This window comes from Shimia biformata (assembly GCF_016888515.1).
In the GTDB taxonomy this organism is placed as follows: Bacteria; Pseudomonadota; Alphaproteobacteria; order Rhodobacterales; family Rhodobacteraceae; genus Shimia_A; species Shimia_A biformata.
The window spans coordinates 1-18,388 of record NZ_JAFEJK010000001.1 but is presented as its reverse complement, the minus strand read 5'-3'; the positions used below and the strand labels follow the sequence as shown (position 1 = coordinate 18,388).

Genomic DNA, 18,388 nt, shown 5'->3' with positions numbered 1-18,388 from the left:
GGCACAAATCCTTGCCCTTAACAAAAAGGAGCGCGGAAAACCGCGCCGGTGGAGGGGTCTATAGAAGGAGTCGCAGGAAGGATCAAGGGCTTTTGACCGGGTATTTTTTCGGTCTAATATTTTTCTGAGGAGAATCCATGCCGAACACCGCCTATTTCCTGTCTGAACCCGCCCGCCGTCTGTCGCCGGTGGTGTTTGCGTCGCCGCACAGCGGCTGCGACTACCCGGAGTGGTTCGTGCGGCGCACGTTGCTGAACGCGCATACGATCCGAAGTTCCGAGGATGCGTTCGTGGACAGGCTTTTTGAGGCCGCGCCAAGGTTCGGCGCACCATTCCTGAAAGCGGCGGCGCCGCGTGCACTGATCGATCTGAATCGCGCCGCAGAGGAGCTGGACCCCGCCCTGATCGACGGAATTCGCAAACGTCCGCACAATCCACGTATCGCTTCTGGGCTTGGTGTGATTCCCCGTGTCGTCGCGCAGGGGCGGCAGATCTATAGCGGCAAGCTTGCGCTGGACGAGGCCAACCGTCGGATCGATACTTATTGGCGACCTTACCATGAGAAGTTGCAGGCATTGCTGGCCGAATCGCGACAGGCATTCGGACGCGCCATTCTGATTGACTGCCATTCGATGCCGCACGAAGCGCTTGATGGCGTCGCGCGGGCCGGACGCAGGCCGGATGTCGTGCTGGGCGACCGGTTCGGTGCCTCTGCCGCGTCCGAGATTGTCGAGGCGGTCGAGGCGGCTTTTGTGCGTGAAGGATTTGCCGTATCGCGCAACACGCCTTTTGCCGGGGCCTATGTCACCCAGCATTACGGCCGTCCAGCAAAGAACCAGCACGTGATCCAGGTCGAGATCGACCGTTCGCTCTATATGGACGAGGCGCGGATTGAACCGCGCGCGGATTTCGCTGAGTTCCAGCAACGCCTGACACGGGTGATTGCAGAAGTAGCGGCAATTGGGCGCCCGCAGGAACGGTTGGCGGCCGAGTGACGCCAAAGGGTCATCGCATAGCGCGCCCTTTGAGGATTGCCTCGGATCCGAAACGCTTTCGGATCTCGTCCGTGGCGCGTTCGGCCTTGCGGCGCTGGGCCGCCCTTGGGTCCAGCAGGTCGCCCGACAGGTCTGCCGCCTCTGCCGCCACAAGGTCTGAAATCCCGACCCCCAAAAGCCGATAGGGGCCCTGCGCCCCAACCTGGTCGAACAGGCCCCGCGCGGTGGCATAGATCGTGTCCGCCATCTGCGTTGCATCACGAAGCGCCAGTCGGCGTGAGATCAACGAGTGATCGGCGCGTTTCAGCTTCAGTGTGACCACACGTCCCGCCAGATCCTTGGCCTTGGCACGGTCCGACACTTTCTCGGACATACGCCAAAGGTGGCCGTCCAGGATGTCAGGGTTCCCGGTATCCTCAAAAAACGTGGTTTCGTTCGAGATCGACTTCATTGGCGCGTGTGCCGTGACCCTGCGCTTATCCTGCCCGCGTGCGAGGTGCCACAGGCGGTATCCCATCGACCCGAACCGGGCGCTGAGGTCCTGCTGATCCCAACGCAACAGGTCGGCGAAGGTGCGTATTCCAGCCTTTTCCAGGCTGGCCTGAGCCGCCGGTCCGATGCCCCAGATCAGGCGCACAGGTTTGTCGTGCAAGAAGGTGTCGGTTTCCGCTTTGCCAATCACCGAGAATCCGTGTGGTTTGTCCAGGTCCGAGGCAACCTTGGCGAGAAACTTGTTGTGGCTCAGTCCGATCGACCCAGTCAGACCCAGTTCCGTCCGCATCCTCCGCACCAACCGCGCTAGCATCACCGCAGGGGCCGCGCCGTGCAGTCGCATCGTGCCGCCAAGGTCCATGAACGCCTCGTCCAGCGACAGGGGTTCAATGTCGGGCGTCAACTCGTCCATCATAGTGCGGATCTGGCGCGAGACCTCGGCATAAACCTGCATACGGGGGCGCACCACAACCGCGTCCGGACAAAGTTCAAGTGCTTTGAACATCGGCATGGCGGATTTCACACCGCGTATGCGGGCAACATAGCAGGCGGTCGACACCACGCCACGCTTGCCGCCGCCAATGATGACGGGCTTGTTCGCCAATGCGGGATTGTCGCGCTTCTCGACACTGGCGTAGAATGCATCGCAGTCCATATGCGCGATGGTCAGGTCAAACAGTTCAGGATGGCTGACAACGCGGGCGCTGCCACAGGATGGGCAGCGCCGTCCGGTCTCGAACTGGGTCAGGCAATCGCGGCAGAGGGCTGGCATCGGCTTACAAGGGTCGGAGGTAATCAGGATGACCCCGAGTCTAGCATTTCAGCGCGGCCAGCACAGCCAGTTTCGTGGCGCGAAGATGGCGTTGTTCATTGGACCGCATCTGGTGACGATCCTTCGGGACGAGGTCGACACGATTCCCTGGCCCGGCCACTGGGACCTTGTCGGCGGCGGGCGCGAGGGGCTTGAAAGCGCTGCCGATTGTGCAATCCGCGAATGTCACGAGGAAATGGGTCTTGTGCTGGACCCCGGTGATCTGACCTGGGCGCGGCGGTATGAAAGGACAGGCCGTTTCTTCTGGTTCTTTGCCGCCCATCTGCCGCAGGAAAGGCAGGACGACATCCGTTTCGGGGACGAAGGGCAACGCTTTGAACTGGTGACAGCAGAGGCGTATCTGACCAATCCGGGTGCGATTCCGCGATTCCAGTCACGGCTTTCCGATTACCTTGATGGAAAAGCCTCGCATCTTTGAATTATGGCGCGGATCGGAAAACTCTTTCCCGTCGAGTGGAAAAACAAGAAATTTTCCCCGTGCATGCGGCTATTTGCATCCCCACGTCATAGCTGCGGGCATTTGCATTTCGGACAAGCAGCCCTTAATGCCCATTGCCCAAGGTAGGTGAGGAGCTATCCGTTGCTTGATTTGACGACCGTGCGCGCGGAACTGGGCGCGCAATACGATCTGACCCCATCCCAGGAAACGGCGGACCGACTGGGCGATCTTTATTCCCGGATGGACCGCGTTGTGCCGCCCTCGGACTGGGCGATCTATGCGCCTTACGTCGAGGCGATCAATCGGCTGAAGGTGGAAAAGAACGCCGTCATCCTGGCGCACAACTACATGACGCCCGAGATTTATCACGGCGTCAGCGACTTTGTTGGCGACTCACTGCAGCTTGCGATCAAGGCGACTGAGGTCGAACATGACGTGATCGTGCAGTGCGGCGTGCATTTCATGGCCGAGACGTCGAAGGTTTTGAACCCGGCGAAAACCGTGTTGATCCCGGATATGTCGGCGGGTTGCTCGCTGGCCGAGTCGATCACCGCCGAGGGCATCGCCGAGATGCGCGCCAAGTATCCCGGTGCACCGGTCGTGTCCTATGTGAACACCACCGCCGAGGTGAAAGCGGCATCGGATATCTGCTGCACCTCGTCCAACGCGGTTCAGATCGTCGATGCGCTGGACGCCGATACCGTCATCATGACACCGGACCAGTATCTGGCGCAGAACGTCGCCAACCTGTCGAAAAAGAAGGTCGTGTTCTGGAAGGGATCCTGCATCGTGCATGAGCTTTACACAGCCGAGGACCTGCGCGCCTATCGCGAGTATGATCCCGAGACCAAGATCATCGCGCACCCGGAATGCACGCCTGAAGTGGTGGCCGAGGCCGATTTCACCGGCTCCACCAGCGGAATTGTTGACTGGGTTCACCAGCACAAACCGAAAAAGGCGATGCTGGTCACGGAATGCTCGATGGCTTCCAATATTTCGGATGAGCTGCCCGAGGTCGAGTTCGCCAAGCCCTGCAACATGTGCCCCTACATGAAGAAAATCACGCTGGAGAAGATCCTGTGGTCACTGCACACGGGCCAGGAAGAAGTGATTGTCCCGGACGCGGTTGCGGGCAAGGCGCGTCAGGCAGTGCAGCGGATGATCGATCTCAGCCGCGAACTGGGCATCTGAACCAACATGGTCGCGGAGCGGACCATTTTCACCAGCCGGATCGTGATTGTCGGCGCGGGCATGGGGGCGCTTTACGCCGCGCTTGAACTGGCGCCGCGCCCGGTTCTGATGATCTCGCCTGATGCGCTGGGGACCGGCGCGTCATCAGCGTGGGCGCAGGGCGGCGTGGCCGCAGCGATGGGTGAGGGGGACAGCCCCGCAGCCCATGCCAGCGACACGGTGAAGGCCGGTGCAGGCACGGTGGACGCCGCAATTGCCGCCCTCGTGACCGAAGATGCACGCACCCATATCCTTGATCTGACCGAGTTGGGCACGCCTTTTGACCGGACGGAAAACGGTGACTATGTCATGTCGCGTGAGGCCGCCCATTCGACCGCCCGCGTGGTGCGGGTAAAGGGCGATCAGGCCGGCAAGCAGATCATGGAGACACTGATCGCGGCCGTGCGCCAGACTCCATCGGTTCAGGTCCTCGAAGGGGTGATGGCAACCGGGTTGGTGACCCAAGGCCATGATGTGACCGGCGTCCATATCGTTACTTCTGACGAATCGCGTTCGGCCCCGGTGTTGATCCGCGCCCCGGCGGTCCTTCTGGCAGGTGGCGGTTCCGGTGGGCTTTACAAACTGACCACCAACCCGGCCCGGATCAGGGGGCAAGTGATCGGCATGGCGGCGCGGGCCGGGGCGAGGATTGCCGATCCTGAGTTCGTTCAATTCCATCCGACTGCCATCGACATGGGCGAAGACCCCGCGCCGCTGGCAACCGAAGCGCTGCGCGGTGAAGGGGCAGTTTTGATCAACCGCGATGGCGACCGGTTCATGACCGAGATCCACCCGGATGCAGAACTTGCCCCGCGCGACATCGTCGCCCGCGCGATTTTCGCACAGACCCAAGCCGGGAACCATCCGGCTTTGGACACGCGCGAGGCGCTGGGCGCGCGCATCGTGACGGACTTTCCTTCTGTTGCGGAATACTGCGCTCGGGCGGGTATCGACCCGGTGACCCAGCCGATACCGGTTGCGGCGGCAGCGCATTACCACATGGGCGGCGTCGAGGTGACAGCACAGGGGCGCGCCAGCCTTGGCAATCTTTGGGTCTGCGGCGAGGCCGGGGCGTCGGGGCTTCACGGGGCCAATCGGCTGGCGTCGAACGGCTTGCTTGAGGCGTTGGTCTTTGCTCGCAGCTGCGCCCGCGACATCTCGGAAGCTGTGCCCGTGGCGCGCGACGCGGACGAGGTGGTGCTGGATTTCATCCCCGGTGGACATGCGCCCGACCCGGACGCGGTTGACCTGTTGCGCCGGACCATGACCAACCATGTCGGTGTGGTGCGCGATGCGGCGGGTTTGAAACTGGCACTCAAGACCATCGCGGGGTTGGAAGAGGCGCAGTCGGCAAGCCCGTCTTTTATGAACATGGCGGCGACCGCCACGTTGATCGCGGCGGCGGCATTGTTGCGGGAAGAATCCCGCGGCGGCCATTTCCGCAGCGACTTTCCGCAGGAAAACCCCGACTTCGCGCATCGCACGCGCATCACCTTGCAAGACGCGCTGGATTTGCGGCGCACCATCACGGAAGACCAACCATGATTCGGATCGTTCCACCATTGCCCGACATTGTTCTTGAGCCGATGCTGCGCATCGCCCTGGCCGAGGACCTGGGGCAATATGGCGATATCACCACCCGCAGCGTGATCGACGCGGGCGTGACCTATCAGGCGCGGATCAATGCGCGCGAGGCGGGCATCGTGTCAGGCATGCAACTGGCGCAGATTGCCTTCCGGCTTGTGGACCCTGCTCTTCAGGTTCGGGTGCAGATGAAGGACGGCGCGGCCTGCGAGCCCGGTCAGACGTTGATGGAGATCAATGGGTCTGCCGCCTCGATCCTGACAGGCGAACGCGTGGCGCTGAACTTTGCCGGGCGGATGAGTGGGATTGCCACCATGACGGCGGGTTTTGTCGCCGAAACCAAAGGCACCCGGACCCGCATCACCTGCACGCGGAAGACCACGCCGGGGCTGCGCATTGCCGAGAAACAGGCGGTGCTGCACGGTGGTGGGTTCAACCACCGTTTCAGCCTGTCCGACGCAATTCTGATCAAGGACAACCACATCGCCGCCGCCGGTGGTGTCGCGGCCGTTCTGGATGCGGTGAAGGCCAGCGCCAGCCACATGATGCGGGTTGAAATCGAGGTCGACACGCTGGACCAACTGTCCGAGGTACTAAAGGTGGGCGGCGCCGACGTTGTGCTGTTGGACAACATGGATACGGCGACGCTGCGCGAGGCCGTGGCGTTGGTTGATGGCCGCCTGATTACCGAGGCGTCCGGCAACATGACTCTGCCACGGATTGCCGAGGTTGCAGCGACCGGAGTTGATTACATCAGTTCTGGCGCGCTGACTCATTCGGCACGGACACTGGACCTCGGGCTGGACTTCTGATCGCCGGGTCCACGCCGCATCGGGCGTCGGTTTCAAGAAACACAGGACTTTTGAAGGTTTGTGGTCAGAGCTCGGCAAGCTCGGCGACAATGGCCTCGGCTGCGGCGCGCGGGCTTTCCGCTTGCCAGACCGGGCGTCCGACGACGATGTGGTCGGCTCCGTCGGCAATGGCGTTGGCGGGGGTGGCGACGCGCTTCTGATCACCCAGTGCGGCACCCGCCGGCCTCACGCCCGGGGTGACAATGAGGCGGCCTTCGGCCTGTGGCAACGCGCGGATCATCGCAGCTTCTTGCGGCGAGGCGATGACGCCGTCGGCCCCTGCTTCGAACGCACGGGCGGCGCGCTCCTGTACAAGGTCGCGGATATCGCCGGGTTTTATGAGGCTGGCATCCAGATCTTCGCGGTCAAGCGAGGTCAGGATCGTGACGCCAAGTATCTTCAGGTCCTTGCCCGCTGCGCCTTCTTTGGCGGCGCGCACGACGTGGGGGTCGCCATGCACGGTGAGGAAGTCGAGGTCGAACTGGGCCAGTCCGCGCACGGCGGCCTCGACCGTGGCGCCGATGTCAAACAGTTTCATGTCTAGGAAGATGCGCTTGCCGTGTTCCTGTTTCAATTCATTGGCCACGGCCAGCCCGCCACCAGTCAGCATACCAAGACCGATCTTGTAGAAGGACACCGTGTCGCCAATCGTTTCGGTCAGCTTCAGTGCGGCAAGAGCGTTGGGAACGTCCAGCGCTACGATCAGGCGGTCATCGGCCATGAAAAATGTCCCTTCGATGCTGTGTGGCGGTCGAAGGGGCCATACGCGGTAAACCGGTCCGGGTCAAATCTGCGCCTTCAGGCGGCACGCAGTTTTCGTGGGGACAATGCGTCGGGGGCAAACCGCAGGCTTTGCTTGCCGGTCAGGTACTCTGGCATGCGCCCGATCTGGCGGATCGCGTCGCTGACCAAGGCGGCATATTGCGACACTTCGGATTCGCCTTCGTGGACTGGCGCTTTGCATGACAATTGAAGGATCCCGCTTTCGGCGTGAAACAGAACTACGGCGACCACGGCGTTGCCTTTGTTCACAAGCTTCTTACCAGCAAACTCGACACTCGTTACCAACATCATTGATACCTTCTGCACTGGTTGACTGAGGCTCAGGTAATCAGAAATTTTGTGTCTTCAACCGGGGAAAATCGGTGCGTCGGCATCATTTCGCGCGTGGTGTCACGTGGCTGGCCAAGGCCGAAACAGGGCGTGATCAACGAGTGCCATAGATCCACTCCATGTCCGGTTTTTCGGTGCAATACATGTGAACCCAGATGAAGGCGTGTTGGAACAGGGCAAGGACAAGCGCGTTCCAAGAGCCAAACAACAGGGCTATTCCCCAGAGCCCGAGAAATACAATGCAGTACATGGCGTTCGACGTGTATTTGAAGGCGCCCTGCTGAACCAGCGGCATCGCGGCAAAAGAATCTCGGAAATGGTCGCCACCCAATGCACGGGGGATGGTGAAGTATTTCAGGACCGAATGCATCCCCCAGATGGCAATTGCCAGCAGGACGGCACCCGACACGATTTCAGCGCTGCGCCAGTCGGTGATGGGAACCGGGTCCGCCCATCCCGTCAGAATCACGGTGATTGGCCGGGCGATAAGCAGTGGCATGAACACAAGGCGCCAGACTGTCATGTCCCGGTCTGCAAACAGACGGGTCATCATGTTGCGGTGTAATTGAAGGCGGAAGACGACCGCGACCACCATTTGATGCAAGACCGCAAGTGTGATCGAGACATTCGCCCAGCCCGTCGCCGTCAGTCCAAGCAGGCGGGGCGCAGATTCCGGGCGAACGAGCAGCGCATCGGCCCCGATCCACATCAGGGCCGCGATCGCTGCGTGTTGCGGCATTCCTTCGATTATGTCGCGCCAAGTGCTGCGGCGTCTGATCCGGTCAAGATGTCCTGTCGCGGGCTTTGTCATGCCCGTAGTCTAGCCATGCTGAGTGGATCAGGCCAGAAACAGCTGCTGATCGCCCAGTTCCGGGGCAAAAGTGATTTCTTCCGTGCCGCGGCGGAATTCGGGCATGCGGCGCACCTGACGCAGAGCGTCTCGAATGAAGGCCAGACGAGACCCGGTCCCTGCCTCGTCCTCGTGAATGGCGCAATCCATCTGGACCTGGCGGCGATCCGACTGAAGCCGGACATGGGCACGCCGGTGCAATTCTCCGCTGCGCGCTGGGTATTCCGAAACCTCGATCTGAGTGATGTACATGACTGCTCTCCTCTTGGGGTCGACCATTGGGCCCGGCAGTTAAGAAATCACCGAAATGGGGCGAAACTTGGGAGCAATTGTAAGGATTTCCTGAAGCGCCAAGGGTTGAACACGCGGTCGTTAGTTCACACATTCTTGATGAGGCCCAGCATGGGGTGTGCCGCAGACGGGCACCTCGATTTCGGGCGCTTGATAGAAGGAGAATACCTATGGACTTTTCCAAGTTCACCGAGCGGTCGCGCGGATTTGTGCAGGCGGCTCAGACGATTGCGATGCGGGAAAACCACCAGCGCTTGCTACCCGAACATCTGCTAAAAGCACTCATGGATGATGAACAGGGGTTGGCGTCCAACCTGATCAAACGCGCCGGCGGTGCGCCCGGTCGTGTGGTCGAGGCTGTCGACCTTGCGGTCAGTAAGATCGCGCGCGTCAGTGGCGACACCGGCCAGCCCTATCTGGATAACTCCACCGCCAAAGTTCTGGACGAGGCCGAGAAGCTGGCCAAGAAAGCTGGCGACAGCTTTGTCCCGGTCGAGCGTATCCTGATGGCGCTTGTCATGGTGAAATCGAAAGCCAAAGACGCGCTTGAGGCGGGGGCGGTCAACGCCCAGTCGCTGAATGCGGCGATCAATGACATTCGCAAGGGTCGGACCGCCGACAGCGCGTCTGCCGAAGAAGGGTACGATGCGCTCAAGAAATACGCCCGAGACCTGACCGAGGCCGCACGCGAAGGCAAGATCGACCCGATTATCGGGCGGGATGACGAGATTCGCCGCTCGATGCAGGTTCTCAGCCGTCGGACCAAGAACAACCCGGTCCTGATTGGGGAACCTGGCGTGGGTAAGACCGCGATTGCCGAAGGCATGGCTCTGCGGATCGTCAACGGGGACGTGCCCGAAAGTTTGCGCGACAAAAAACTGTTGGCGCTCGACATGGGCGCGCTGATCGCCGGCGCGAAATACCGTGGAGAGTTTGAGGAACGCCTGAAGGCGGTTCTGACCGAAGTGACCGAGGCAGCAGGTGAAATCATCCTGTTCATCGATGAGATGCACACGCTGGTTGGCGCGGGCAAAACCGATGGCGCGATGGATGCCGCAAACCTGATCAAGCCTGCGCTTGCACGGGGTGAATTGCATTGTGTCGGCGCGACGACGCTGGATGAGTACCGCAAATACGTCGAGAAGGACGCAGCGCTTGCCCGCCGTTTCCAGCCGGTGATGATCGAGGAACCGACCGTCGAGGATACGATCTCGATCCTGCGCGGCATCAAGGAGAAGTACGAGCTTCACCACGGCGTTCGGATCTCGGATTCCGCGTTGGTGTCGGCAGCGACCCTGTCCCATCGTTACATCACCGACCGTTTCCTGCCCGACAAGGCCATCGACCTTGTGGATGAGGCCGCATCGCGGCTGCGTATGGAAGTGGACAGCAAGCCCGAAGAACTGGACGCACTCGACCGCCAGATTTTGCAGATGCAGATCGAAGAAGAGGCGTTGAAGCTGGAAGACGATCAGGCGTCGAAGGACCGGCTTGAGAAACTGCAGAAAGACCTGGCTGACCTTCAGGACAAGTCCGCCGAGATGACTGCCCAGTGGCAGGCCGGTCGGGACAAGCTGGCCTCGGCCCGCGATCTGAAGGAAAAGCTGGACCATGCCCGCGCGGAACTGGATATCGCCAAGCGCGAAGGCAATCTGGCCAAGGCCGGAGAGCTGTCTTACGGCGTGATTCCGCAGCTTGAAAAGCAGTTGTCTGAGGCAGAGGAAGCCGACAGCGACATGATGGTTGAAGAGGCTGTCCGCCCGGAACAGATCGCCCAGGTGGTCGAGCGCTGGACAGGTATCCCGACCTCGAAGATGCTGGAAGGCGAGCGTGAAAAACTGTTGCGCATGGAAGATGACCTGCATCGTCGGGTTATCGGCCAGAACAGTGCAGTCACCGCTGTCGCCAACGCCGTGCGCCGTGCGCGTGCCGGGCTTAACGATGAAAACCGTCCTCTGGGGTCATTCCTGTTCCTCGGGCCGACCGGTGTCGGCAAAACCGAACTGACCAAGGCCGTGGCCGAGTTCCTGTTCGACGATGACAACGCCATGGTCCGTATCGACATGTCCGAATTCATGGAGAAACACTCGGTCGCCCGCCTGATCGGGGCGCCTCCGGGCTATGTCGGCTATGACGAGGGTGGCGTGCTGACCGAAGCAGTGCGGCGGCGTCCCTATCAGGTTGTGCTGTTCGACGAGGTCGAGAAGGCGCACCAGGATGTGTTCAACGTGCTGTTGCAGGTGCTTGACGACGGGGTTCTGACCGATGGTCAGGGTCGGACGGTTGATTTCAAGCAGACGCTGATCATCCTGACCTCGAACCTTGGGGCGCAGGCGCTCAGCCAGCTGCCCGACGGCGCGGACGCGTCCGATGCCAAGCGCGACGTGATGGACGCGGTGCGGGCACATTTCCGTCCCGAGTTCCTGAACCGTCTGGATGAAACCATCATCTTCGACCGGCTTCAGCGCGCGGATATGGACGGGATCGTCGATATTCAGCTGGCGCGCCTGCAAAAACGTCTGGCTGGCCGCAAGATCGCGATCGAATTGGACGAGGGCGCACGGACGTGGCTCGCGGATGAGGGCTATGATCCGGTCTTTGGTGCGCGTCCGTTGAAGCGGGTGATCCAGCGCGCGTTGCAGAACCCGCTGGCCGAGGCGCTTCTGGCCGGAGAGATCAAGGACGGCGACACTGTCCCGGTCTCTGCCGGGGCCGACGGCCTGATTATCGGGGATCGGCTGGGCACGACCGACCGGCCACGACCCGACGACGCTGTGGTGCATTAAGCGCGCCGCAAGCTTCCCCGGAAGCAGAAACAAAAAACGCCGCCCGTCATTGGGCGGCGTTTCGTTTTCGCGCGTCGAGGGGTCAGTGCCCGCCACCTCCGCCAAGGCCGACGCCGGTCAGGATCGCGCCAAAGACCTTGAGACGCAGGCCAACAGCCTTGATCATGCCGGTCGCGGCGATGATATGGCCGCCGACGCCACTGAGATTGTCAGTGTAGGTCTGAACGATACAGCCCGACCCGTCCAAGAGCATCGCCTCGTGCTCGGGATATTCCAGTTCGAGCATGGCCAAAACCGAACCACGCTGCAACCTTTGGGCCACATCGACGATGTCCTCTTTCGGGATGATCTGGCCAGAGGCCACCGCCGGTTGGATCGAGTGGACGCGGGCGGGCATCACCGTGTTGCGGAAGGAAAGGCTGGCGTTGCTGTCGCAGGCGATCTCGGCGGGCATACCCGGATAAAGTTGCCCGCGCGCAACCTGATTGAACCCGGCGGCGACGCGGACCGGCACGTCCTCGGGCCGGTCGGGGATGATTACCATGGCCGGACGCAGAACGATGGTCGTGGCGGGGCTGCCGGGCCAAAGCGACAATTGTGTGATCGTGCCGTCGGTGAAAGCGTGGACCTCGGTGAACCCAAGCGCCACCTGCGCCTTGTCGACGGCCGTCTGTGCGGCTTTGATCTGGGCGGGCAACGTCTGTTCGACATCGATGCGCGCCAGATCAAGCTGGGCCTCTGCCGCGTTGAGTTCAGCCTCGGTCGACGCGACCAGCGCGCGAAGGCGGACCACCTCGTCGGCGCGACCGACCCCGCGGCTGACCAGGGTTTCGGCATCCTTCAGGTCATCCTTGTGGCGCAGCAATTGTGCGTTAACGGAATCGACCGATGCCTGGGCGACGATTACGGCATCCTGCGCCTTTTTCTCGGATGCCTTGATCAGGTCAAGCTGGGCCTTGGCCTCCGCAAGGGCGGCGGTCTGGGCGCTGTTCTCGATCCGAAACAGAAGATCGCCCTTCTGCACGTGCTGGCCATTCTCGACATAGAGATCGGTCACCGGGCCAGCCGTCTGCGCCACCACGGACACGGTGCGGAACGGCACCACCCCTGCATAGGTTTTGGGGTGAAAATAGAAGATCAGCAGGAACAGGCTGAAGGCGAGGATTGCCCATGTGAAAACGGCGGTCTTCATGGTCCAGACCGTGATCGGCAGCCCGCGCTTCTTCAGGTAAAGGTAACGAAGGACAGCCGGGAAAGATGTAAAGAGAAGCTCAAACATTGGGCGCGGGCTCCTCTTTTGGGGTGGCATCGTCGGCGCCCGTGTCGTTTGCGGTGTTGTCATGTGGGGTCGAATGCACCCCCAGATGGAACCGGGACCAATCCGCCATCAGCGCAATCAGGATGGCGCTGAGGGGCAGAAACACGCTGAAATGGTCCAGCGGGAAAATTTCGTAAAGCAGCGCAATGGCCAGCATCGTCGGGATCGTCTTGGCCAATGGGGTGCCCTGGGACTGATGCTCGGCCCAGCGATCGAAAGCGGCGTAAAGCACCACGATCAGGTAGAGGGCGCCAATCATGAAGACCAAAGCCACCACCGCGTAGAAATCCCCTTCGCCCGGTGGCACAAACCAATTTGGCGCGCTGTGTCCAGCGCCTTGTTCTGCACTCATGTCAAAGTCCGTCCCTGTTAATATGCTATTGGCACCGCACGAGGCGGCGCACCGATCAATCTGAAGTATTCTTAGAGCGATCACGCTCACCCGTCCACGGTGATGTCCGCAAGCAAAGGATCGGTTTAGCGGAGTGGGGCGGTCTTCCACAGCTTCACGCGCAACCCGCCGTGGGCGACGGGTGGACCGGGTGGCAGGAACGGAAGCTGGGTAGCTTTTGCCAGCGATGGTTCGCTGGTCACGATGCCGACACGCCAACCGGAAAACCGCTCGGTCAAGGTTTTCCCCAGGGTTCCATAAAGCGCGTACAGCAGTTTCTTGTTGCCGATACGCGCGCCATAGGGAGGGTTGACGATTACCAAGCCCGGTGGCCCATCGGGTGGGGACAGATCGGAAATCGGCTGCATGGCAAAGGTCGAAATGTTTGAAACCCCAGCGGCTTCAGCGTTCTTGCGCGACGACGCGATGGCGCCGTCGTTGCGGTCAAATCCGTAGAACATGGCAGGTGGGCTGCGCTGGTCTTTGGTCTTCAGTGCGCCAAATGCACCGCTGTCGAACGTGGCCAGGTTTTCGAACGCGAAACGCCTGCTACGGCCCGGTTGAAGTCCCGCTGCGATTTCGGCTGCCTCGATCACAAATGTCCCCGAACCGCACATCGGGTCAACCAGCGGTTCGGATCCGTCGAAACCGCAGTCGCGCAGGAACAGCGCTGCCAGCGTTTCGCGCATCGGCGCTTTGCCTACGGCGGGTTTGTGGCCGCGCTTGTGCAGTGACTCGCCCGACGTGTCGATCGAGAAAGTGCAGAGGTCGTCTTCGATCCGGGCCTTCACCACGATTTCTGCTTCTGAAGAAACGGGTGCCCCAAGTGTTTCCGCGATTGCGCGTTCGATACGCTGGGTCGCTGCCTTGGCGTGATAGATCTTGGACTTGCGGCAGGTCGCCTCGACCCGAAATGGCAGGTCGGGCCGAAGCACATCGGCCCACGGAAACTTGCGCGATCGCTTGTCGAGCTGAGCCAGGTGAAAGACACGGAATGATCCGATCCGCGCCAGCACGCGTGTCGCGCCTCGGAGTGTCAGGTTGGCGCGCCAGACTTCGGTCCAATCGCCGCGCACGGTGACGCCGCCGGGGATCACTTCGGTCACATCGAACCCGCCGTCACGCGCTTCTTCGGCCAGAGCGTTTTCCAACCCCGGCGCGACGACCAGAAAGATGTCCATGTCTTGTGTGTTGTTCATGTCGTTCGGTTTAGCGTCAAAGTCAGGCGGGTTCGACAGAAATCACTATTGTACGGGGGTGTCATTGCCGGAGGGTAATCGACAAGACCTGGCAATCCTTCTCTAGAATGCGGTAACCCGCCGGTTTCTTTTCTTGCCGCCATGTTAGAGTGGGCGCACAGTCGGCACACACCCGTCGCAGCGGGATGCGGAATCCGTAAGGCGTCCGCAGATTGAACAATTGGATTGATGGACAGATTGCCATGATGGAACAAGCCTTTGACATAGTCGAATTCCTTGCCCTGATCTTTGTTGTGATCTTTGGACTGATTGCGCTGGGCGTGCTGGTGATGTTCGTCGCCGATCGGCTTCAGACCGGTGATGCAATTCGGCGAAACTATCCGGTGATCGGGCGGTTCCGGCACATCTTTACGGCGCTGGGAGAGTTCTTTCGGCAGTACTTCTTTGCCATGGACCGCGAGGAACTGCCGTTCAACCGCGCTCAACGGGACTGGGTCAATCGAGCCAGCGCCGGGAAATCGAACACCATCGCCTTCGGGTCTACCCGCAGCCTTGAAGTTGTGGGCACGCCGATATTCGTAAATGACCCGTTCCCGCCGCTGGATGACGAGTTCGCATCGACCGAACCGATGCTGATCGGACCCGGTGCCCGCCATCCCTATCTTGCGCCTTCCTTCTTCAACATCTCGGGCATGTCTTTTGGGGCGATCTCGAAGCCGGCGGTGATTGCGCTCAGCCGGGGGGCTGCGCAGGCCGGGATCTGGCTGAACACGGGTGAGGGCGGGCTGTCCCCCTTTCACCTGGAAGGGGGCTGTGACCTTGTCTATCAGATTGGCACCGCGAAGTTCGGGGTGCGGGATGCCAACGGTGAATTGAGCGACGAAAAGCTGCGCGAAGTGGCTGCGATCAAAGCCGTGCGCATGTTCGAGATCAAGATGAGTCAGGGCGCAAAGCCAGGCAAGGGCGGCATCCTCCCGGGCTCCAAGGTAAACGCCGAGATCGCGGCGATCCGTGGGCTTGAGGTCGGGCAGGACGGGATATCGCCAAACCGCCACAAGGAGATCGAGAACTATGACGATCTTCTGGACATGATTGCCCGTATCCGCGAGGTCACTGGCAAGCCTGTCGGAATCAAGACCGTCGTGGGAACCGAAGAGACATTCCGAGAGTTCTTTGAAACCATTGCGCGCAGGGGCCGGGACTCGGCCCCCGATTTTATCACGATCGATGGCGGCGAAGGCGGCACCGGCGCGGCGCCTATGCCGTTGATGGATCTCGTCGGCATGCCCGTGCGCGAGGCGTTGCCGCTGGTGGTGAACCTTCGGGACGAGTTCGGGTTGAAAGAACGTATCCGCATGATCGCAGGGGCCAAGCTGGTCAATCCCGGCGACGTGGCCTGGGCGCTGGCAGCAGGGGCGGATTTTGTCGTATCGGCGCGCGGCTTCATGTTCGCGCTGGGCTGCATACAGGCGCTGAAGTGCAACAAGAACACATGTCCTACCGGGATCACCACACATGACCCGTCCCTGCAAAAGGGGTTGGTTGCCAGCGTCAAGGAAAAGCGCGTCGCCAATTACGCCAAGGCCATTATCAAAGAGGTCGAGACCATCGCCCATTCGGTCGGCGTCAGCGAACCCCGTCAGATGCGCCGCCGCCACGTGCGACTGGTGCAGCCCAACGGCCGCTCGGTTCCGATGAACAAGATCCATCCGTCCTATAACGCGCCCCCGTAATGGTGGAACCGTCGGTTGTTTCAAGTCCGGCACAGGAACGTGACTTCCTGTTAATTGCAAGACAGGCTGAACTGGCCGAGAAACAAGACAGGATTTGCCTGCCGGTTTGAGGAGTGACCATGGCCTTTCGTTGGAAGAACACGCTGACACATGACGATGTGACACCCGAGGCACATTGGCTGAACCGCCGCCAGTTAGTGGCTGGCATGGCTGGCGCAGGGCTGGCGACGATGGCCGGGGGCGCCAGCGCGGATTCTCCCAAGCCAGACAGTTGGGAGGTCATCACCTCTTACAACAACTTCTATGAATTCGGGACCGGCAAGGGCGACCCGGTCAAACACGCCCACCGGCTGACGACCGACCCGTGGTCGGTGCGGATCGACGGCATGGTGGATCGTCCGGGCGACTATGCCTTCAAGGACATCATGGCGAAGATGCAGATCGAGGAGCGAATTTATCGTTTCCGCTGTGTCGAGGCATGGTCCATGGTCATTCCCTGGAACGGTTTTGAACTGAAAGACCTGCTGGATCTCGCCGGGGTTCAGTCCGGCGCGAAATACGTCGCCTTCGAAACTCTTTACCGTCCCGAGGAAATGATCGGTCAGAAGTATGCCGTTCTGGACTGGCCCTATGTCGAAGGGCTGCGGCTGGATGAGGCGCAGCACCCGCTGACACTCATGGCGACGGGTATCTATGGCAAGGCAATCCCGAACCAGAACGGTGCGCCGCTGCGTCTGGTGGTGCCGTGGAAATACGGCTTCAAGTCGATCAAGTCGGTGGTCAGGATCACGCTGACCGACAAAGAGCCGCCAACCAGCTGGAACAAGGCCAATGGCCGCGAATATGGATTTTATTCCAACGTGAACCCGAATGTGGATCATCCGCGCTGGAGCCAGGCCTCAGAGCGTGTGATCGGTGGCGGCCTTCTGGCCAAGCGTCAGCCGACGTTGATGTTCAATGGCTACGGGCCAGAGGTCATGGCGCTTTATGAAGGCATGGATTTGAAGAAGTACTATTGAGCGCGCCCATCCTCATATCCACCCTGACCTGCCCACGGTGCGGGCACACGGACCGCCACGAGATGCCGACAGACATGTGCATGTTCTTTCACACATGTGCGGATTGCGGCCATCTGATGCGTCCGGCGCCGGGTGACTGTTGTGTGTTCTGCTCTTTTGGCGACGTGCCATGCCCGCCTGTTCAGTTGGGGCAATGCTGTGGCTGACATGGTCGACGCGCTGAACCGCACCCTGCGCCGCTTTCCCGTCTGGCCGATCTATGCTGTGGCTGCGCTTTGGCCGGCGTGGTTGTTGTGGCAGGGGCTGAATGGTGCGCTTGGCGTCGACCCAGTCAAGGTGATGGAACATGCGCTGGGCGAGAAGGGGCTGCAGATGCTGATCCTTGGTCTCGCCATCACGCCAATGCGACGGTATCTTGGGCTGAACCTGCTGAAGTTCCGCCGCGCGATCGGACTTGTGACCTTCTGGTTCATCTTCCTTCACCTCTGTGTCTGGCTGATCCTCGACGTTCAGATCGTGGCTCAGATCTGGGGGGACATCCTGAAGCGCCCCTATATCACTCTTGGAATGACAGGCCTCGTCCTGATGGTTCCGCTGGCGGCCACTTCGAACAACTGGTCGGTGCGCCGCCTTGGAAGCTCGTGGCGCCGGTTGCACAGGCTCGTCTATCTCGTCGCGATTCTGGGCGGGGTGCATTTCCTGATGCTGGTGAAGGGATTTCAGTGGGAACCGATCCTGTACCTTGCCGTGATTTTGGGATTGCTTGGACTTCGACTAGCCCCAAAACGCCGAGTGCGACTGACCTGAGGACCACTTTCACAAGGATTCCTGGGGTGCCCTAGCGTGACTTGGGGAGAGTCCCGGTCATTGCGTTTCAAACCACCCCCGATTCCGCGAAAGAAAATTGCGCTAAGCTTGACCATGGTCACGCCGGCAATAGCTTATCCATTGAATTTAAACGAAAAATCAAAAAAATCGAAGAAAGTGAAAGTTTTTTGAAAAAAGCCCTTGCGGGTCCCGGCGGCAATCCGTAAATACCCCCTCACCGGCGGCGCTGAGGCGCTAACGGGACGCCAGACGGAACGACGAAGCGGACGCTTCGAAGGGAAGCGAGGCAACAACTACTGTGGTAACTGACGCGGGTTGCGCCAAACAAGACTAGGGCGCTTCCGGTTGATTTTGTCTCAACGCTTTTTGACATTGTTGAATATCTGAAGAGATATGTGGGCGGTTTGGTTTCGTTTTTCGACGGATCGACGTTTGCA

General features: G+C 60.6%; 18 protein-coding genes. 10 read left to right on the top strand and 8 right to left on the bottom strand.

The genetic code is table 11. The features are described 5' to 3' along the window. Positions 1–137: 137 nt before the first annotated feature. A complete protein-coding gene (locus JQ863_RS00085) occupies positions 138–995 on the top strand; it encodes an N-formylglutamate amidohydrolase (RefSeq protein WP_204112309.1) in 858 nt (285 codons plus the stop codon). A 10-nt stretch (positions 996–1,005) separates the two neighbouring features. Here the strand turns inward: JQ863_RS00085 and JQ863_RS00080 are convergent, their stop codons facing one another. Beyond that, entirely contained in the window at positions 1,006–2,259 is a 1,254-nt protein-coding gene (locus JQ863_RS00080; protein ID WP_204112308.1) for a DNA polymerase IV, read from the bottom strand. Between the two features lie 28 nt (positions 2,260–2,287). Here JQ863_RS00080 and JQ863_RS00075 point away from each other — a divergent pair, with 28 nt between their 5' ends. The 4 genes from JQ863_RS00075 (at position 2,288) to nadC (ending at position 6,384) form a co-directional block, all read left to right on the top strand. Continuing rightward, entirely contained in the window at positions 2,288–2,737 is a 450-nt protein-coding gene (locus JQ863_RS00075; protein ID WP_204112307.1) for an NUDIX hydrolase, read from the top strand. A gap of 162 nt (positions 2,738–2,899) precedes the next feature. After that, positions 2,900–3,949 (top strand): quinolinate synthase NadA, encoded by a 1,050-nt coding sequence (gene nadA / locus JQ863_RS00070; protein WP_204112306.1) that lies wholly within the window; start codon positions 2,900–2,902, stop codon positions 3,947–3,949. Positions 3,950–3,955: 6 nt separating this feature from the next. Continuing rightward, positions 3,956–5,533: an L-aspartate oxidase gene (locus JQ863_RS00065; RefSeq protein ID WP_204112305.1), complete on the top strand. Its 1,578-nt coding sequence runs from the start codon at positions 3,956–3,958 to the stop codon at positions 5,531–5,533. Next, positions 5,530–6,384, top strand: a complete 855-nt coding sequence (gene nadC / locus JQ863_RS00060; protein WP_204112304.1) for a carboxylating nicotinate-nucleotide diphosphorylase — start codon at positions 5,530–5,532, stop codon at positions 6,382–6,384. Before JQ863_RS00065 ends, nadC begins: the two co-directional genes overlap by 4 nt. Before the next feature lie 64 nt (positions 6,385–6,448). On the opposite strand, the gene pyrF is transcribed toward nadC, so the two are convergent. From pyrF to JQ863_RS00040, 4 genes are all read right to left on the bottom strand, one after another. Next, on the bottom strand, positions 6,449–7,144 hold the full coding sequence (gene pyrF, locus JQ863_RS00055) for an orotidine-5'-phosphate decarboxylase (protein WP_204112303.1): 696 nt from the start codon (positions 7,142–7,144) through the stop codon (positions 6,449–6,451). Positions 7,145–7,221: 77 nt separating this feature from the next. Further along, positions 7,222–7,497 (bottom strand): hypothetical protein, encoded by a 276-nt coding sequence (locus JQ863_RS00050; protein WP_204112302.1) that lies wholly within the window; start codon positions 7,495–7,497, stop codon positions 7,222–7,224. Positions 7,498–7,630: 133 nt separating this feature from the next. Further along, positions 7,631–8,347: a methyltransferase gene (locus JQ863_RS00045; RefSeq protein ID WP_204112301.1), complete on the bottom strand. Its 717-nt coding sequence runs from the start codon at positions 8,345–8,347 to the stop codon at positions 7,631–7,633. Positions 8,348–8,374: 27 nt separating this feature from the next. After that, positions 8,375–8,638 carry a hypothetical protein gene (locus JQ863_RS00040; protein ID WP_204112300.1) on the bottom strand — a complete coding sequence of 88 codons (264 nt, stop codon included), beginning with the start codon at positions 8,636–8,638 and terminating at the stop codon, positions 8,375–8,377. 209 nt (positions 8,639–8,847) lie between these two features. Between JQ863_RS00040 and clpB the strand changes: the two genes are divergently transcribed. Then, a complete protein-coding gene (gene clpB, locus JQ863_RS00035) occupies positions 8,848–11,463 on the top strand; it encodes an ATP-dependent chaperone ClpB (RefSeq protein ID WP_204112299.1) in 2,616 nt (871 codons plus the stop codon). Positions 11,464–11,545: 82 nt separating this feature from the next. Here clpB and JQ863_RS00030 read toward each other — a convergent pair whose 3' ends face one another. The 3 genes from JQ863_RS00030 to JQ863_RS00020 all read right to left on the bottom strand — a co-directional run bounded on the left by JQ863_RS00030 (position 11,546) and on the right by JQ863_RS00020 (position 14,371). Continuing rightward, the gene (locus tag JQ863_RS00030) at positions 11,546–12,742 is read right to left on the bottom strand and encodes an HlyD family secretion protein (protein WP_204112298.1); all 1,197 of its coding nucleotides are present in this window, start codon (positions 12,740–12,742) and stop codon (positions 11,546–11,548) included. Next, complete coding sequence (locus tag JQ863_RS00025; RefSeq protein WP_204112297.1) at positions 12,735–13,133, bottom strand: hypothetical protein; 399 nt, start codon at positions 13,131–13,133, stop codon at positions 12,735–12,737. The genes JQ863_RS00030 and JQ863_RS00025 overlap by 8 nt, the downstream gene beginning before the upstream one ends. Before the next feature lie 125 nt (positions 13,134–13,258). Further along, the gene (locus JQ863_RS00020) at positions 13,259–14,371 is read right to left on the bottom strand and encodes a THUMP domain-containing class I SAM-dependent RNA methyltransferase (RefSeq protein ID WP_204112296.1); all 1,113 of its coding nucleotides are present in this window, start codon (positions 14,369–14,371) and stop codon (positions 13,259–13,261) included. A 245-nt stretch (positions 14,372–14,616) separates the two neighbouring features. Between JQ863_RS00020 and JQ863_RS00015 the strand changes: the two genes are divergently transcribed. The 4 genes from JQ863_RS00015 (at position 14,617) to msrQ (ending at position 17,930) form a co-directional block, all read left to right on the top strand. After that, entirely contained in the window at positions 14,617–16,104 is a 1,488-nt protein-coding gene (locus tag JQ863_RS00015; RefSeq protein WP_204114999.1) for an FMN-binding glutamate synthase family protein, read from the top strand. Between the two features lie 119 nt (positions 16,105–16,223). Then, positions 16,224–17,123 (top strand): protein-methionine-sulfoxide reductase catalytic subunit MsrP, encoded by a 900-nt coding sequence (gene msrP / locus JQ863_RS00010; protein WP_204112295.1) that lies wholly within the window; start codon positions 16,224–16,226, stop codon positions 17,121–17,123. Continuing rightward, positions 17,120–17,329, top strand: a complete 210-nt coding sequence (locus tag JQ863_RS19405; RefSeq protein ID WP_239113177.1) for a GDCCVxC domain-containing (seleno)protein — start codon at positions 17,120–17,122, stop codon at positions 17,327–17,329. Before msrP ends, JQ863_RS19405 begins: the two co-directional genes overlap by 4 nt. A 1-nt stretch (position 17,330) precedes the next feature. Beyond that, the gene (msrQ, locus tag JQ863_RS00005; protein WP_204114998.1) at positions 17,331–17,930 is read left to right on the top strand and encodes a protein-methionine-sulfoxide reductase heme-binding subunit MsrQ; all 600 of its coding nucleotides are present in this window, start codon (positions 17,331–17,333) and stop codon (positions 17,928–17,930) included. Positions 17,931–18,388: the final 458 nt, after the last annotated feature.

What these genes read in the sequence shown, in the direction of transcription:
- clpB (WP_204112299.1), top strand. Translation starts at nt 8,848, where the DNA reads ATGGACTTTTCCAAGTTCACCGAGCGGTCGCGCGGATTTGTGCAGGCG.
- JQ863_RS00040 (WP_204112300.1), bottom strand. Translation starts at nt 8,638, where the DNA reads ATGTACATCACTCAGATCGAGGTTTCGGAATACCCAGCGCGCAGCGGA.
- JQ863_RS00025 (WP_204112297.1), bottom strand. Translation starts at nt 13,133, where the DNA reads ATGAGTGCAGAACAAGGCGCTGGACACAGCGCGCCAAATTGGTTTGTG.
- msrQ (WP_204114998.1), top strand. Translation starts at nt 17,331, where the DNA reads ATGGTCGACGCGCTGAACCGCACCCTGCGCCGCTTTCCCGTCTGGCCG.
- msrP (WP_204112295.1), top strand. Translation starts at nt 16,224, where the DNA reads ATGGCCTTTCGTTGGAAGAACACGCTGACACATGACGATGTGACACCC.
- JQ863_RS00080 (WP_204112308.1), bottom strand. Translation starts at nt 2,259, where the DNA reads ATGCCAGCCCTCTGCCGCGATTGCCTGACCCAGTTCGAGACCGGACGG.
- JQ863_RS00020 (WP_204112296.1), bottom strand. Translation starts at nt 14,371, where the DNA reads ATGAACAACACACAAGACATGGACATCTTTCTGGTCGTCGCGCCGGGG.
- JQ863_RS00065 (WP_204112305.1), top strand. Translation starts at nt 3,956, where the DNA reads ATGGTCGCGGAGCGGACCATTTTCACCAGCCGGATCGTGATTGTCGGC.
- JQ863_RS00050 (WP_204112302.1), bottom strand. Translation starts at nt 7,497, where the DNA reads ATGATGTTGGTAACGAGTGTCGAGTTTGCTGGTAAGAAGCTTGTGAAC.
- nadC (WP_204112304.1), top strand. Translation starts at nt 5,530, where the DNA reads ATGATTCGGATCGTTCCACCATTGCCCGACATTGTTCTTGAGCCGATG.
- JQ863_RS00030 (WP_204112298.1), bottom strand. Translation starts at nt 12,742, where the DNA reads ATGTTTGAGCTTCTCTTTACATCTTTCCCGGCTGTCCTTCGTTACCTT.
- JQ863_RS00015 (WP_204114999.1), top strand. Translation starts at nt 14,617, where the DNA reads ATGGAACAAGCCTTTGACATAGTCGAATTCCTTGCCCTGATCTTTGTT.
- JQ863_RS00085 (WP_204112309.1), top strand. Translation starts at nt 138, where the DNA reads ATGCCGAACACCGCCTATTTCCTGTCTGAACCCGCCCGCCGTCTGTCG.
- JQ863_RS00075 (WP_204112307.1), top strand. Translation starts at nt 2,288, where the DNA reads ATGACCCCGAGTCTAGCATTTCAGCGCGGCCAGCACAGCCAGTTTCGT.
- pyrF (WP_204112303.1), bottom strand. Translation starts at nt 7,144, where the DNA reads ATGGCCGATGACCGCCTGATCGTAGCGCTGGACGTTCCCAACGCTCTT.
- JQ863_RS00045 (WP_204112301.1), bottom strand. Translation starts at nt 8,347, where the DNA reads ATGACAAAGCCCGCGACAGGACATCTTGACCGGATCAGACGCCGCAGC.